This is a genomic window from Sinomonas sp. T428B (assembly GCF_056780155.1).
The window spans coordinates 2243484-2257959 of sequence record NZ_JBRAZR010000001.1 but is presented as its reverse complement, the minus strand read 5'-3'; the positions used below and the strand labels follow the sequence as shown (position 1 = coordinate 2257959).

Here is a 14476-nt window from a genome sequence, read left to right as displayed (position 1 = left end):
GCCAGCGGTCCGCGCGCGGCGCCCCGGGGGGAGCGGCGCGGCGGACAGATGCCCGTCCTCCGCCCCGTGACCTGCGTGAAAGGCACCCCCATGAATGCTGGCGACACCGCCTGGGTCCTCGCCTCCTCAGCCCTCGTGCTCCTCATGACTCCCGGCCTCGCGTTCCTCTACGGAGGCATGACCCGGGCGAAGAGCGTGCTGAACATGATGATGATGAGCTTCGGCGCCCTCGCGCTCGTCGGCGTCCTGTGGGTCACGGTGGGCTACTCGATGTCCTTCGGGACCGACCTCGGCGGCGGCCTCGTGGGCAGCCCGTTCGAGGCCTTCGGCCTCGAGACGCTCCTCGCGACCGGCGAGGACACGCCGCTCGTCGGCACCGTTCCCGAGCTGGCCTTCGCCGCGTTCCAGGGCACCTTCGCCGTCGTGACGGTGGCCCTCGTCTCGGGCGCGATCGCCGACCGGGCCAAGTTCGGCTCGTGGATGGTCTTCGCCGGCCTCTTCGCCGTTCTCGTGTACTTCCCCGTCGCCCACTGGGTGTTCGACTCGAGCACGGACGCCGACGGCGTCTTCGCCGGCGGCTGGCTCAACGGCCTCGGCCTCATCGACTTCGCCGGCGGGACTGTCGTCGAGGTCAACGCGGGGGCCGCGGGCCTCGCCCTGGCGCTCGTCCTCGGCAAGCGCAGGGGCTTCGGCACGGACCCGAACCACCGCCCCCACAACCTCCCGTTCGTGATGCTCGGCGCGGCCCTGCTCTGGTTCGGCTGGTTCGGCTTCAACGCCGGCTCCGCCCTCGCCGCGGACGGCGTCGCCGGCTTCGCGTGGATCAACACGCTCGTCGCCCCGTGCGCCGCGGTCCTCGGCTGGCTCGCCGTCGAGAAGCGCCGCGACGGCCACGCGACGTCCTTCGGCGCCGCCTCGGGCGCGGTCGCCGGCCTCGTGGCCATCACTCCCTCGTGCGCGGCCCTCACGCCGCTGTGGTCCGTCGTCCTCGGCCTCGTGGCCGGCGCCGTGTGCGCCGTCGCCGTGGGCCTCAAGTACCGCTTCGGCTACGACGACTCGCTCGACGTCGTGGGCGTGCACCTCGTCGGCGGGATCGTCGGCACGCTGTTCATCGGCCTCGCGGCCAGTCCCGAGGCGCCGTCGGGCGGCCAGGGCCTCTTGTACGGCGGTGGCCTGGACCTCCTCGCGGTGCAGGCTGTCGGCGTCGTCGCGGTCATGGCCTACTCGTTCGCGGTCTCCCTCGTGCTCGCCCTGGCCATCAAGGCCACGATGGGCTTCCGGGTCTCGGAGGAGGCCGAGGAGACCGGCGTGGACCTCGCGCTCCACGCCGAGACCGCCTACGCCCACGGCACGCCCGGCGCCTCGGGCGGATCGTTCCACCCGCTCGGGCTCAGCATCCCGGAGTCTCGCGCGGAGTCGGGGTCCGGGGACCGCGCGCCGTCCGACGCCGGCGAGCTCGCGGGCGCCGCCGCCCGCTGACGACGGCGTCAGGCGGGGTCACGGCGCGACGTCGCCCACCCCGCGGGCCCGGTCCCGCCGGCCTCGTACTCCTCGAGGGGGACCTCTCCGCGGGCCCACGCCTCGAGGACGAGGCCGACGACCTGCCAGCAGTCCTCCGCCGTGTCGCCGCGGACCGAGAGGAGCGGGTCCCCGGAGAGCACGCCGTCGAGCACCTCGCCGTAGGGGAGCAGGTCCGGGGCGTTGAGGTCGGCGTCGAGCGTGACCCTGTTGAGGCTGAGCACGTCGCCGGGGCCGTTGACGTCGACGTCGAGCCGCAAGGTGTCGGGGCCGAAGCCGATCCGCAACCGGGTCGGTGTGTCCATGCCGCGGAAGCCGTTCGGAAGGTGCGGGACCTGCCGGAAGGTCACGACCGCCTCCTTCCGCTTGGCTCCCATGCCCTTCCCCGAGCGCAGCACGAAGGGGACCCCGGCCCAGCGCCAGCTGTCCACCGTCACCGTGACCTCGGCCAGGGTCTCCGTGCCGCGGGCCGGGTCCACGCCGGGCTCGGCGGCATAGTCGGGCACGCTCCTGCCGTTCAGGGCGCCCGCGGTGTACCGCGCGCGGCGCGTCGTCTCCGTGTAGGGGAGGGGGACCCTCGCGGCCCGCAGCACGGTGCTGACGGCGTCCCGCAGGTCCCGCTCGTGCAGGGCTGCGGGGGCGTCGATCGCGAGGAGGGCGAGGATGTGCAGGAGGTGGCTCTGCACCATGTCGCGCAGCGCCCCCGCGCTGTCGTAGTAGCCCGCCCGGCCCTCGAGGGCGAGGTCCTCGTCGAAGACGATCTCGACCTTCTCGATGTGGTCGCGGTTCCACACTGGCTCGAGGATCCGGTTCGCGAACCGGAGCCCGAGGATGTTCAGCACCGTCCCCTTGCCGAGGAAGTGGTCGACCCGGAACACCTGCTGCTCGGGCACGAGGCGGCGCAGGTGCGCGTTGAACTCCGCCGCTGACTCGGCGCTGGTCCCGAAGGGCTTCTCGAACACGAGCCGGGTTCCGGGCGGGAGGTCCTCGTGGTCGAGCAGGGCGCACGCCGCGACGCTCACGCGCGGGGGGAGGGCGAAGTAGACGGCCACCGGCGCAGGGAGGGAGCCGATGAGCTTCGCGAGCACGCCGGGAGCGGTGACGTCGGCCTGCCGGTAGTCCGATTCGTGCCGGAGCCGCTCGAGGGTCCGGCGGCCCTCCTCCGTCGCATCGGAGAGCGCGCCCTCCGTCGCATCGTGCACGCGCCCGGTCCACTGCTCGGGCGTCCACGGCTCGTGGCCCGCCCCGACGAGGGCCAGCTGCGGGTGCCGGCCCGTCGCGAGCAGCTGGGCCAGGCCGGGGAGGAGCAGCCTGCCGGTGAGATCGCCCGAGGCGCCCAGGACCAGGAGCGTGCGGGTCGGCTCGGACTCGGGGATCGGCGCAGTCACCGTGCCAGCATGCCATCCGCGGGTGGCCGTTGATACCCTTGGGGATGAGCCGCGGCGCGTCGCGGTGCTGGGCGGCGGAGTCAGTTCGCCCGCCGCCAGCCGCGCGCCGGGAACCGGATAGATACCCGTTACTGAAAGAAGTGCACCCCGCGTGTTCAATTCCCTCTCGGATCGCCTGAGCGCCACCTTCAAGAACCTCCGCGGCAAGGGCCGGCTGAGCGAAGCGGACGTCGACGCCACGGTCCGCGAGATCCGCCGCGCCCTCCTCGACGCCGACGTCGCCGTGCCCGTCGTGCGCGACTTCGCCGCGAGGATCCGCGAGCGGGCCCTCGGCGAGGAAGTCTCGGCGGCCCTGAACCCGAGCCAGCAGGTCGTCAAGATCGTCAACGACGAGCTCGTCGGCATCCTCGGCGGGGAGACCCGCCGCCTGCGGCTCGCGAAGAACCCGCCGACCGTCATCATGCTCGCCGGCCTCCAGGGCGCGGGCAAGACGACCCTCGCCGGAAAGCTCGCGAAGCACCTCAAGCGCGAGGGCCACTCGCCCCTCCTCGTCGCCGCGGATCTCCAGCGGCCCAACGCCGTCACCCAGCTCCAAGTCGTCGGCCAGCGGGCCGGCGTCGGCGTCTATGCCCCGCACCCCGGCGTGCAGTCGGAGTTCGAGGCCGCCACCGGCGACCCGGTCGCCGTCGCCCGCGGCGGCGTCGACGAGGCGCGCGCCAAGCTGCACGACGTCGTCATCGTCGACACGGCCGGCCGCCTCGGCGTCGACGCCGAGATGATGCAGCAGGCCGCGGACATCCGCGCCGCGATCAACCCGGACGAGGTCCTCTTCGTCATCGACGCCATGATCGGCCAGGACGCGGTCAACACGGCCAAGGCCTTCGAGGAGGGCGTCGACTTCACCGGCGTCGTGCTCTCGAAGCTCGACGGCGACGCTCGCGGCGGCGCGGCGCTCTCCGTCGCGTCCATCACCGGCCGCCCGGTCATGTTCGCGTCCACGGGCGAGGGCCTCGACGACTTCGAGCTCTTCCACCCGGACCGCATGGCCTCCCGCATCCTCGACATGGGCGACATCCTCACGCTCATCGAGCAGGCCGAGAAGAGCTGGGACAAGGACGAGGCCGCCCGGATGGCGAAGAAGTTCGCCGACCAGGAGGACTTCACGCTCGAGGACTTCCTCGCCCAGATGCAGCAGATCCGCAAGATGGGCTCGATGAAGAAGATGCTCATGATGATGCCGGGCGCGCAGAACTTCCGGCAGCAGCTCGAGCAGTTCGACGAGCGCGAGATCGACCGCGTCGAGGCCATCGTCCGGTCCATGACCCCGCACGAGCGCCTCGCCCCGAAGATCATCAACGGCTCCCGCCGGGCCCGCATCGCCCGCGGCTCGGGCGTCCACGTCTCCGAGGTCAACGGCCTCCTCGAGCGCTTCGGCCAGGCGCAGAAGATGATGCGCAAGATGGCCCAGGGCGGCGGCATCCCTGGCATGCCCGGCGTCCCCGGGATGGGCGGCGCCTCGCGCAAGCCGGCCGGGAAGAACGCCAAGAAGAAGGCCAAGTCGGGCAACCCCGCCAAGGCCGCGCAGCAGCTGCGCGAGGCCGAGGCCCGCCGCGCCGCCGGGGCGCAGTCCGCGCCGGGCTCCGCCTTCGGGCAGCAGATGCCGGAGGACTTCGACCCCTCGGCCCTGAACCTGCCCAAGGGCTTCGAGAAGTTCCTCGGCAAGTAGCCTGGCCGCTCCGGCATCCAACCGGGCACGAGAAAGGGGCGCCTCCGCTGGGAGGCGCCCCTTCGCGTTCCTGGCTACTCCGGAGCGCCGACGCTGATGGTCTCCGGCAGGTAGACCTTGCCGCCCTGGGCGAGGAACTCCTCGCTCTTGCGCCGCATGCCCTCGGCGATGCCGACAAGCTGCTCCTGCGCCTCCTTGGACCCGAACTCGTTCCGGATGTCCTGTGAGATGCGCATCGAGCAGAACTTCGGCCCGCACATCGAGCAGAAGTGCGCGGTCTTGGCCGGCTCGGCGGGGAGGGTCTCGTCGTGGAACGCCTCGGCGGTCGCCGGGTCGAGCGAGAGCGAGAACTGGTCCTTCCAGCGGAACTCGAAGCGGGCCTTGGACAGGGCGTCGTCGCGCTCGTGGGCCCCCGGGTGCCCCTTGGCGAGGTCCGCGGCGTGCGCGGCGATCTTGTACGTGATGACGCCGGTCTTCACGTCGTCCTTGTTCGGCAGGCCGAGGTGCTCCTTGGGCGTGACGTAGCACAGCATCGCCGTGCCGTACCGGGCGATCTCCGTCGCGCCGATGGCCGAGGTGATGTGGTCGTAGCCCGGGGCCACGTCCGTCACGAGCGGGCCGAGCGTGTAGAACGGCGCGCCGTCGCACAGCTCCTGCTGCCGCTCGACGTTCTCGCGCACGAGGTGGAACGGGATGTGACCGGGCCCCTCGACCATGACCTGGACGTCGTACTCCCAGGCCCGCTTCGTCAGCTCGGCGAGCGTGTCGAGCTCGGCGAACTGCGCGGCGTCGTTCGCGTCCGCGGTCGAGCCGGGGCGCAGACCGTCGCCGAGCGAGAACGCGACGTCGTACTGGGCGAAGATCTCGCACAGCTCGTCGAAGTGCGTGTAGAGGAAGTTCTCCTCGTGGTGCGCGAGGCACCAGCCCGCCATGATGGACCCGCCGCGCGAGACGATGCCCGTGACGCGGTTCGCCGTGAGCGGGACGTAGCGCAGCAGGACGCCCGCGTGGATCGTCATGTAGTCCACGCCCTGCTCGCACTGCTCGATGACCGTGTCCCGGAAGACCTCCCACGTGAGCTTCGAGGCGTCGCCGTTGACCTTCTCGAGCGCCTGGTAGATGGGCACGGTGCCGATCGGCACGGGGGAGTTGCGGATGATCCACTCGCGGGTCGTGTGGATGTCGTCCCCGGTCGAGAGGTCCATGACCGTGTCCGCGCCCCACTTGGTGGCCCACTGGAGCTTGTCGACCTCCTCGGCGATCGAGGACGTCACGGCCGAGTTGCCGATGTTCGCGTTGATCTTCACGAGGAAGGCCTTGCCGATGATCATCGGCTCGGACTCGGGGTGGTTGATGTTGCTCGGGATGATCGCGCGGCCCGCGGCGACCTCGCTGCGGACCAGCTCGACGTCGCAGTTCTCCCGCAGCGCGACGAAGCGCATCTCTGGGGTGACGACGCCGGCGCGCGCGTAGTGCATCTGGGTCACCCGCCGCCCGGCCTTGGCGCGGCGGGGAACGGGCTTGGCGCCCCGCCACTCGGCGGACGCCGCGCCGCGGCGCAGCGCCGAGCGGCCGTCGTCGAGCAGGTTCCGCTCGCGGCCCTCGTACTCCTCCGTGTCGCCGCGCTCGGCGATCCACGCCGCGCGGTACGGCGGCAGCCCCACGACGGGGTCGCTGCCCGGGCCGGCCGTGCGGTACACGGTCAGCGGCGGGTTGGCCTCGCCGTTGGGGGAGTCGTCGAGCGCGATCTGCGTGACCGGCACCCGGATCCCGTGCTCCGCGTCCTCGAGGAAGGACAGGGAGTGGGCGGGGTGCTGCTCGCTGGAACTGGTTTCGGTGCTCGCAATGCTCATGATGAGCCCTCACTTCCTACGCCGGCATGACCCGGACAGGTTCGACGGTCGCAGGCCGCGCCAGCCTGATCTCAGCCCCTGCGAGGGCACCCGTGTGGACCCGACGAGACTAGCCCGGGCCGGAGCGGGAAGCCAAAGCGGGGCTCTCGTTACGCTGGAGCGCATGAGCCCCATCATCCATCTCACGGGTCCGGTCCTGCCCGCGGTCAGGGACGAGCGCCCCGAGGCCTGGGCGGTCGACGGCCGCATCACCTACGTCCGGCCGGCGGCCGCGCCGGACGCCACGCTCGCCGGCTGGGCCATGCCGGGCCTCGTGGACGCACACTGCCACCTCGGCCTCGTGGCCGGCGGGGCCGCGGACGACGGCGCGACGCTCGCCCAGGCGCGGGCCGAGGCGGCCGCCGGGGTGCTCCTTGTGAGGGACTGCGGGAGCCCGGCGGACACCCGCTGGCTCCAGGCGCGTGACGACGTCCCGCGCCTCCTGCGCGCCGGCCGGCACATCGCGCGCAGCCGCCGCTACCTCCCCGGCCTCGCCCTCGAGGTCGAGCCCGAGGGCCTCGTCGAGGCGGTCCGCAAGGAGGCCCGCGGGGGCGACGGCTGGGTCAAGATCATCGCGGACTGGATCGACCGCCGCGCCGGCGACCTCGCGCCCGCCTTCCCACCCGCCGTCGTGCGCGATGCCGTGGCCGCCGCCCACGCCGAGGGGGCCCGCGTCACCGCCCACACGTTCTCCGAGGATGCGATCGAGACCCTGCTCGACGCCGGCATCAACTGCCTCGAGCACGCCACTGGCCTGCTGCCGCGGCACATCCCGCGCCTCGCGGACGCCGGCGTGCCGATCGTCCCGACGCTCGTGAACATCGGGACGTTCCCCGGGATCGCCGCCCGTGGCGAGGCGAAGTTCCCGCGCTACGCGGCCCACATGCGCGCGCTCTGGGAGGGCCGGTACGAGCGGATCGCCGCAGCGCACGCCGCGGGAGTGCGGGTCTACGCGGGCACCGACGCGGGGAGCGTGATCGCCCACGGCCGCATCGCGGACGAGGTGCTCGAGCTCGCCGCGGCCATCGGGACGGAGGCCGCGCTCGACGCCGCCGCGTGGGGCGCGCGCTCATGGCTCGGGGCGCCCGGCCTCGCCGAGGGCGACCCGGCCGACGTCGTCGTCCTCGCTGCCGATCCGCGACGCGAGCCCGAGACGCTCGCCGCGCCGCTGCACGTGCTCCGGGACGGCGTGCGGATCGCCGGGATCGGCAGTCTGGACGACTGACAGGGGGGAGCCCCTCGGGGTATTGCTTGAAGCTTCAAGTAAAGCTAGACTTGAAGCAACAACTTCCGCACCCTGCCTTGAGGAGCATCTGATGACCGCGTCCGCCCAGGACCTCCTGCCCGCCGACCTCGCGATGGGCACCGTGATGCTCAAGGTCGGCGACATGAAGCTCATGCTCGACTACTACGAGCGCGCCCTCGGACTCGTGCCGCTCACGGAGACCCTCGGCGGGGTCGTCCTGGGCCGGCGCGGCGTCCCGCTCGTCCACCTGAGCCCCGCGGCGGGCCTGCAGATCCCGAGCCGGGGAGAGGCGGGCCTGTTCCACACCGCGATCCTCTTCGAGAACCGGGCCGACCTCGCGGCCACCGTCGCCACGGCGGCGCAGTACGACCCCCGCCGCTACGCGGGCAGCGCCGACCACCTCGTCTCCGAGGCCTTCTACTTCACGGACCCCGAGGGCAACGGCGTCGAGCTCTACTTCGACAAGCCCCGCGAGACGTGGCGGTGGGACGGCGACCAGGTCGTCATGGACAGCCTCCCGCTGCCCCCGCAGGCGTTCCTCGCCGGGAATCTCACCGAGGAATCGGTGAGCGGCCAGCGCGAGGCGGCGGCCGGCGTCGGCCACGTGCACCTCCAGGTGGGCGACGTGCCGACGGCGCAGGGCTTCTACGTCGACACGCTCGGCTTCGAGAAGACCGCCGGCTGGCACGGGCAGGCGCTGTTCGTCTCCGCCGGGAGGTACCACCACCACATGGCCATGAACGTGTGGAACTCCCGCGGCGCCGGGCCGCGCAAGGACACGCTGGGCCTCGGCGAGGTGCTCATCCACGTCCCGGCCGAGGACGATCTCCTCGCCGCCGCTGACCGCCTGCGCGCCGCAGGCGTCGAGAGCCATCACACCGGGGCCGAGCTGCGCTTCGAGGACCCGTGGCGCAACCGGATCCGCATGGCCATCGTGGCAGCCTGAGGCACCCTGCGCTACGCTCGTCGTGTCCGCACCAGTGCGGGCACGACGACTTGCCGCACCGCCGCAGAGGGGGACACCGTGACCGCTCCCAGCCCATTCGCCGAGATCTTTGTCGCCACGCATTCCGAGGCCCTAGCCCGTGCGGCCGCGCTCGACGGCGGGTCCGGCGAGGATGCGGGCGGGATCCGCATCCCCGGCGTGTCCGACTACGAGATCGAGCAGCTCGGCAGCCTCGTCGGCGCCGCCGTGCACGCCCCCGGGGTCGACTACGAGCTCACGATGGTGGACGTCGGCTCGGACTCCCTCCTCGCCGTCCCGACCGCGATGGTCCGCGCCCTCGCGGAGCTCCTCGAGTTCGAGTCGGGCGAGGAGGAGGGCGACGCCGTCGAGCGCGTCGCCGCCGCCTGGGTGGACCAGGAGGACCTGCCGTTCGACGCGCGCGAGGCCTACGACTACGTCGAGCAGCTCGCCAAGCTCGCCGCCGACGTCGACGACGGGGACCACCAGGAGCTGTTCGTCTGGGCCGGGGTGTGACGGCGCGGACTGAGGGCGCGCCCGGGATCCGCGCCGCGTGCACGGCGGCGCGTTTTCTCTGGCACAATGGACAGGTACTCGATCCGCACGGCCCCCTCTCTGTCGTGCGCGTTGTGTCAAGCTGAGAGCCCTGACGAAGTACGGCCCGCCCCACGGGAGCGGAAAAGCCGGGGCTCGACCCGTGTGCAGAAACAGGAGTGACCACAACCGTGGCCGTTAAGATTCGACTCAAGCGCTTCGGCAAGATGCGCGCCCCGTACTACCGCATCGTCGTCGCCGACTCGCGCACCAAGCGCGATGGCCGTGCGATCGAGGAGATCGGCAAGTACCACCCGACCGAGGAGCCCTCGTTCATCGAGGTCAACTCCGAGCGCGCCCAGTACTGGCTCGGCGTCGGCGCCCAGCCGACCGAGCAGGTCACGGCGATCCTCAAGATCACCGGCGACTGGCAGAAGTTCAAGGGCCTCGAGGGCCAGGAGGGCACCCTCAAGGCGCCCAAGGCCAAGGAGGCCTTCGTGGCCCCCGAGAAGGGCTCCGTGATCCTGCCCGAGGCCATCACCCCGAAGGCCGCCAAGAACGACGAGGCCGAGGCCGAGGCCGAGGCTCCCGCCGAGACCGAGGCTGAGTAGTTTGCTGGCCGAGGCCCTCGAGCACCTCGTCCGCGGCATCGTGGACAACCCGGATGACGTCACGGTGGAGGCCAAGAGCAACCGCCGCGGCGAGATCCTCGAGGTGCGCGTCCACCAGGACGACCTCGGCCGGGTCATCGGCCGACAGGGCCGCACCGCGCGCGCCCTGCGCACGGTCGTCGCGGCCCTCGCCGAGGGCGAGGCTGTCCGCGTCGACGTGATCGACACCGACCGCCGCCGGTAGGCGCGAGCAGTCAGCCAGGCCAGCAGGCCCTCTTCCGGCCCCTCCGCCCACTAGGGTGGAGGGGCCGGAGCCATGTCCCGCCCCGCCACGTCCCCAAGGAGCAGCACGAGCGATGCAAGTACAGGTAGCCCGGATCGGCAAGCCCCACGGGATCCGCGGCGAGGTCACGGTCCAGGTGCTCACGGACGCGCCCGAGGACCGCTTCGTTCCCGGGGCCGCGTTCATCGTCGAACCGGCCTCCCTCGGCGCGCTCACGCTGCGCTCTGCCCGCTGGAACAAGGAGATCCTGCTCCTGGCCTTCGAGGAGGTCTCCGACCGCAATCGGGCCGAGGAGCTCCGCGGCGCCCGCCTCTTCGTCGAGACGGAGGAGCTCGAGGACGACGACGAGGACGGCTGGTATGAGCACGAGCTCGTCGGGCTCGAGGTCAGGGTCGAGGGGCGGTCGGTGGGGACGGTGGCCGCGCTCCAGACGATGCCCGTCCAGGACCTCCTCGTCGTCGACACGCCCGACGGCGAGGTCCTCGTCCCCTTCGTCGAGCAGATCGTCCCCGAGGTGGACCTCGAGGGAGGGTTCGTCACAGTCACCCCGCCGCCGGGCCTCTTCGAGCTCAACCGCGAACCTGGGGAGCCGGAGGCCTAGGTGCGCATCGACGTCGTCAGCATCTTCCCGGAGTACCTCGCGCCGCTGCGCCTGTCCCTGCTCGGGCGGGCCCAGGAGGACGGCCTCATGACCCTCGCCGTGCACGACCTCCGGGAGTTCACCGCGGACCGGCACCGGACCGTGGACGACACGCCGTACGGCGGCGGGGCCGGGATGGTCATGAAGCCTGAGCCGTGGGCGCTCGCCCTCGAGCGCGTGCTCGCCCTGCAGCAGGACGTTGCCCGGGCGCCCGGCCGGGACGCAGGAGGCGCCGCGACCGAGGGCGCGTCGCGCCCGGTCCTCATCGTCCCCTCGCCCGCCGGGGAGGTCTTCACGCAGGCCATGGCCTATCAGCTCGCCGAGGAGCCGACGCTCGCCTTCGCGTGCGGGCGCTACGAGGGCATCGACGAGCGCGTCCTGGACTGGGCTCGGGAGCACTTCGACGTCCGCCCGGTGAGCCTGGGCGACTACGTGCTCAACGGGGGAGAGGTCGCGGTCATGGCCATGGTCGAGGCCGTGGGCAGGCTTCTGCCCGGCGTCGTCGGCAACCCCCACTCGCTCGTCGAGGAGTCGCACTCGGACGGCCTCCTCGAGTACCCGGTGTACACCAAGCCCGCCTCGTGGCGCGGCCACGAGGTCCCGGAGGTGCTGCTCTCCGGCAACCACGGGCGCATCGCCCAATGGCGGCTCGAGCAGCAGCTGCGCCGCACCGCCGCGCGCCGGCCCGAGTTGCTCGAGGGCGCCGACGCATCGGCCTACGGCAAGGCGGAGCGGGCGGTCCTGAGGGAGCTGGGCTTCGAGGTGGCCGACGGGCGGCTGCGCCGCGCCTGACCTGGTCCCCGTGACAGGCTCTCGAATGGCGGCCGCGGCCATGCCTGTGGCAGAATGGCCAGTTGTGTCTGCCGGGCTTCGGACCTGCCACAGGGGGCCTGTGCCAACGGATCGGACACGCCGCCTCGCCGGGACTTTCGGCTGGCGGTCGCACACACTCCGGGCTGTGCCGCTCGCGGCGGAGCCCGAAACCAAAGCGGGTGACCTGTGGCATTCGCCAGGAGAAGATCATGCACATTCTCGACTCCGTCGACGCCGCCTCGCTGCGCTCCGACGTCCCCGAGTTCGCTCCCGGTGACACCATCAAGGTGCACGTGAACATCATCGAGGGCAAGAACACCCGCGTCCAGGTGTTCCAGGGCTTCGTCGTCGGCCGCCAGGGCCACGGCGTCCGCGAGACCTTCACGGTCCGCAAGGTCTCCTTCGGTGTCGGCGTCGAGCGCACGTTCCCCGTGCACTCCCCGATCATCGAGAAGATCGAGGTCGTGACCAAGGGCGACGTGCGCCGCGCCAAGCTGTACTACATGCGCGAGCTGCGCGGCAAGGCTGCCAAGATCAAGGAGAAGCGCGACTACAGCTCCGCCAAGTAGCCTCCGGCTGCCCAGCGCTGCACGCCTCTTCCATGGCCCGTACCGAACGCCAGTCCCGCCTGCGGGGCTGGCGTTCGGTCGTGCTGGCCCTCGGGATCGCCCTGCTCGCATGGGGCCTCGTGCGCGCCTTCGTCGTCGACGTCTTCTACATCCCCTCCGGCTCCATGGAACCGCTCCTCGTTCCGGGCGACAGGATCGCCGTCGCGCGTCCGCTCCTCGACGGGCAGCCCGTGCAGCGCGGCGACGTCGTCGTCTTCGATGGCAGGGGTTCCTTCGCCCCGCTCAGCAGCGGCCGGGGCTGGGTCGACGACGCCGCGCGGGGGACCGCCGAATGGTTCGGCGTCCTGGCGAGCGAGACGGTCTACGTCAAGCGCGTTGTCGGCATCGCGGGGGACCGAGTGCGCTGCTGCACGCCGGACGGCAGGCTCGAGGTCAACGGCGTCCCCCTCGAGGAGCCCTACGTCTACCCGGGCGACGCCGCGAGCGAGCAGGCGTTCGACGTCGTCGTGCCCCCCGGCCGCATCTGGCTCCTGGGCGACCACCGCTCGGCGTCGGCGGACTCGCGCTCGCTCCTGGGCGCCCCCGGCGGCGGTATGGTCCGCACCGAGAAGATCATCGGCAGGCCGATGGCGATCCTCTGGCCCCTTGATAGATTGGGCCATCTCAGCACGACCCCCACACCGAAGGACTCTCAGTGAAGCGCACCCCCGGACCCGGATCCGACGAAGCGGACACGGGGGCGCAGCCAGACGGCGCCGCGCGCCGCAAGGACTCCCGCCCGAAGCGCGGCGGCCTGATCGGCCTGCTCCGGGAGATCGCCATCATCCTCGCGGTCTCGGTCGTCCTGTCCTTCCTCATCAAGACATTCCTCTTCAAGGCCTTCTACATTCCCTCGGAGTCGATGGTGCCGACCCTCGAGGAGAACGACCGGATCTTCGTCAACCTCATGGTGCCGCGCAACTTCGCGCTCGAGCGCGGGGACGTCGTCGTCTTCCGCGACACGAAGGGGTGGCTGCCGGCCATGCCCGAGGAGCCCTCGAACCCCCTGCAGAAGGGCCTCGAGTTCGTGGGCCTCCTCCCGGACACCTCCCAGCAGCACCTCATCAAGCGGGTCATCGGCCTCCCCGGGGACCATGTCGTGTGCTGCGACGCCTCCGATCGCATCACGGTCAACGGCGAGCCCCTCGCGGAGCCCTACGTCAATCCCGCGGAGACGCCCTTGGTCCGCGAGTTCGACGTGACGGTCCCGGAGGGTAGCATCTGGGTTATGGGAGACAATCGGAACCACTCCTCCGACTCCCGCTTCCACGATGCCAAGCAGCGCGGCTCCGGGTTCATCTCGCTTGCCGATGTCGAGGGCAAGGCGACGGTCATCGCATGGCCCGTCACGCGGCTGCGCGTCCTGGACAGCTACCCGGACACCTTCGCCAGCGTTCCGCCCGCGTCATGAGCACCTCCCGTCCCGGCGCCCCCGCGCCCACCCTCCGCTTCGTCAACCGGCTCGCCGGCGAGTTCGGCCCGCTCGTCGCCGGCTGCGACGAGGTCGGCCGGGGAGCCCTCGCGGGGCCGGTCACCGTGGGGGTCGTCGTCGTCGACGCGCGCCGGGTGAAGACCCGGACCGTCCTGCGCGACAGCAAGCTCCTGACTCCCGAGCGGCGGGTCGAGCTCGTGCCGCTGGTCCGCACGTGGGCCATCGGCTCCGCCGTCGGGCACGCGAGCGCCGAGGAGATCGACGGGATCGGGCTCATGGGGGCCCTGCGGCTCGCCGGAGTGCGGGCGCTCGAGACGCTCGGCGCCGAGGGCATCGTCCCCGACGCCGTCCACCTCGACGGCAACTACGACTGGCTGGCCCGTGGCGGGCAGGCCTCCCTCTTCGAGGAGGCCGTGGGGATCCCCACGGTGCCCGTCCGGACGACGATCAAGGCCGACCTCAAGTGCCAGGCAGTTGCGGCCGCGAGCATCCTCGCCAAGGTCGCGCGGGACGAGATCATGGTGGGCCACGGCCTCGAGGACCCGCGCTACGGGTGGGCCATCAACAAGGGCTACGCGACGCCGGACCACCGCGCGGCGCTCGCCCAGTTCGGTCCCACCAGCCTGCACCGGCGCTCGTGGCACCTCGGGACCGGGCTGCCCCCGGAGGAGGCGCTCGAGGCCGCCGAGCAGTTCGGCGCTGACGCCGCGCTGACGCTCGACGACGAGCTGCGGCCTCACAGCATGCCCGCGCCGCTCGAGGCGCCGGGACTCGACGACGTGTATGCCGGCGGCCGAGCGCCGGCTGGTGGGGGAAGATAG

Annotated in this window: 15 protein-coding genes and 1 riboswitch; of the genes, 13 read left to right on the top strand and 2 right to left on the bottom strand. The window is 71.9% G+C overall.

Annotated features, from left to right (window positions below; translation table 11 throughout):
* The first annotated feature begins 90 nt into the window (after positions 1-90).
* The gene (locus tag ACUYMY_RS10380) at positions 91-1479 is read left to right on the top strand and encodes an ammonium transporter (RefSeq protein WP_481703483.1); all 1389 of its coding nucleotides are present in this window, start codon (positions 91-93) and stop codon (positions 1477-1479) included.
* Between the two features lie 8 nt (positions 1480-1487).
* Here the strand turns inward: ACUYMY_RS10380 and ACUYMY_RS10375 are convergent, their stop codons facing one another.
* Positions 1488-2906 carry a glucose-6-phosphate dehydrogenase gene (locus ACUYMY_RS10375; RefSeq protein ID WP_481703482.1) on the bottom strand — a complete coding sequence of 473 codons (1419 nt, stop codon included), beginning with the start codon at positions 2904-2906 and terminating at the stop codon, positions 1488-1490.
* Between the two features lie 151 nt (positions 2907-3057).
* On the opposite strand from ACUYMY_RS10375, the gene ffh reads away from it, so the two are divergent.
* The gene (gene ffh, locus ACUYMY_RS10370) at positions 3058-4632 is read left to right on the top strand and encodes a signal recognition particle protein (protein ID WP_481703481.1); all 1575 of its coding nucleotides are present in this window, start codon (positions 3058-3060) and stop codon (positions 4630-4632) included.
* 74 nt (positions 4633-4706) lie between these two features.
* Here the strand turns inward: ffh and thiC are convergent, their stop codons facing one another.
* On the bottom strand, positions 4707-6485 hold the full coding sequence (thiC, locus tag ACUYMY_RS10365) for a phosphomethylpyrimidine synthase ThiC (protein WP_481703480.1): 1779 nt from the start codon (positions 6483-6485) through the stop codon (positions 4707-4709).
* Positions 6482-6589, bottom strand: a riboswitch (TPP riboswitch). (Overlaps the previous gene by 4 nt.)
* Positions 6590-6648: 59 nt before the next feature.
* Here thiC and ACUYMY_RS10360 point away from each other — a divergent pair.
* The 11 genes from ACUYMY_RS10360 to ACUYMY_RS10310 all read left to right on the top strand — a co-directional run bounded on the left by ACUYMY_RS10360 (position 6649) and on the right by ACUYMY_RS10310 (position 14476).
* Positions 6649-7749 carry an amidohydrolase family protein gene (locus ACUYMY_RS10360; RefSeq protein WP_481703479.1) on the top strand — a complete coding sequence of 367 codons (1101 nt, stop codon included), beginning with the start codon at positions 6649-6651 and terminating at the stop codon, positions 7747-7749.
* A gap of 91 nt (positions 7750-7840) precedes the next feature.
* Positions 7841-8716, top strand: coding sequence for a VOC family protein (locus ACUYMY_RS10355; RefSeq protein ID WP_481703478.1), 876 nt, complete (start codon positions 7841-7843; stop codon positions 8714-8716).
* Positions 8717-8794: 78 nt separating this feature from the next.
* A complete protein-coding gene (locus tag ACUYMY_RS10350; RefSeq protein ID WP_481703477.1) occupies positions 8795-9250 on the top strand; it encodes a hypothetical protein in 456 nt (151 codons plus the stop codon).
* Between the two features lie 209 nt (positions 9251-9459).
* Positions 9460-9879 carry a 30S ribosomal protein S16 gene (rpsP, locus tag ACUYMY_RS10345; RefSeq protein WP_481705039.1) on the top strand — a complete coding sequence of 140 codons (420 nt, stop codon included), beginning with the start codon at positions 9460-9462 and terminating at the stop codon, positions 9877-9879.
* 1 nt (position 9880) lies between these two features.
* A complete protein-coding gene (locus tag ACUYMY_RS10340; protein WP_481703476.1) occupies positions 9881-10123 on the top strand; it encodes an RNA-binding protein in 243 nt (80 codons plus the stop codon).
* Positions 10124-10235: 112 nt separating this feature from the next.
* Positions 10236-10763 (top strand): ribosome maturation factor RimM, encoded by a 528-nt coding sequence (gene rimM / locus ACUYMY_RS10335; RefSeq protein ID WP_481703475.1) that lies wholly within the window; start codon positions 10236-10238, stop codon positions 10761-10763.
* The gene (gene trmD / locus ACUYMY_RS10330; protein ID WP_481703474.1) at positions 10764-11594 is read left to right on the top strand and encodes a tRNA (guanosine(37)-N1)-methyltransferase TrmD; all 831 of its coding nucleotides are present in this window, start codon (positions 10764-10766) and stop codon (positions 11592-11594) included.
* A gap of 230 nt (positions 11595-11824) precedes the next feature.
* Complete coding sequence (rplS, locus tag ACUYMY_RS10325) at positions 11825-12184, top strand: 50S ribosomal protein L19 (RefSeq protein ID WP_481703473.1); 360 nt, start codon at positions 11825-11827, stop codon at positions 12182-12184.
* 32 nt (positions 12185-12216) lie between these two features.
* Positions 12217-12882 (top strand): signal peptidase I, encoded by a 666-nt coding sequence (gene lepB, locus ACUYMY_RS10320; protein ID WP_481703472.1) that lies wholly within the window; start codon positions 12217-12219, stop codon positions 12880-12882.
* A complete protein-coding gene (gene lepB / locus ACUYMY_RS10315) occupies positions 12879-13634 on the top strand; it encodes a signal peptidase I (protein WP_481703471.1) in 756 nt (251 codons plus the stop codon). Before lepB (ACUYMY_RS10320) ends, lepB (ACUYMY_RS10315) begins: the two co-directional genes overlap by 4 nt.
* Positions 13631-14476 (top strand): ribonuclease HII, encoded by an 846-nt coding sequence (locus ACUYMY_RS10310; RefSeq protein WP_481703470.1) that lies wholly within the window; start codon positions 13631-13633, stop codon positions 14474-14476. Before lepB (ACUYMY_RS10315) ends, ACUYMY_RS10310 begins: the two co-directional genes overlap by 4 nt.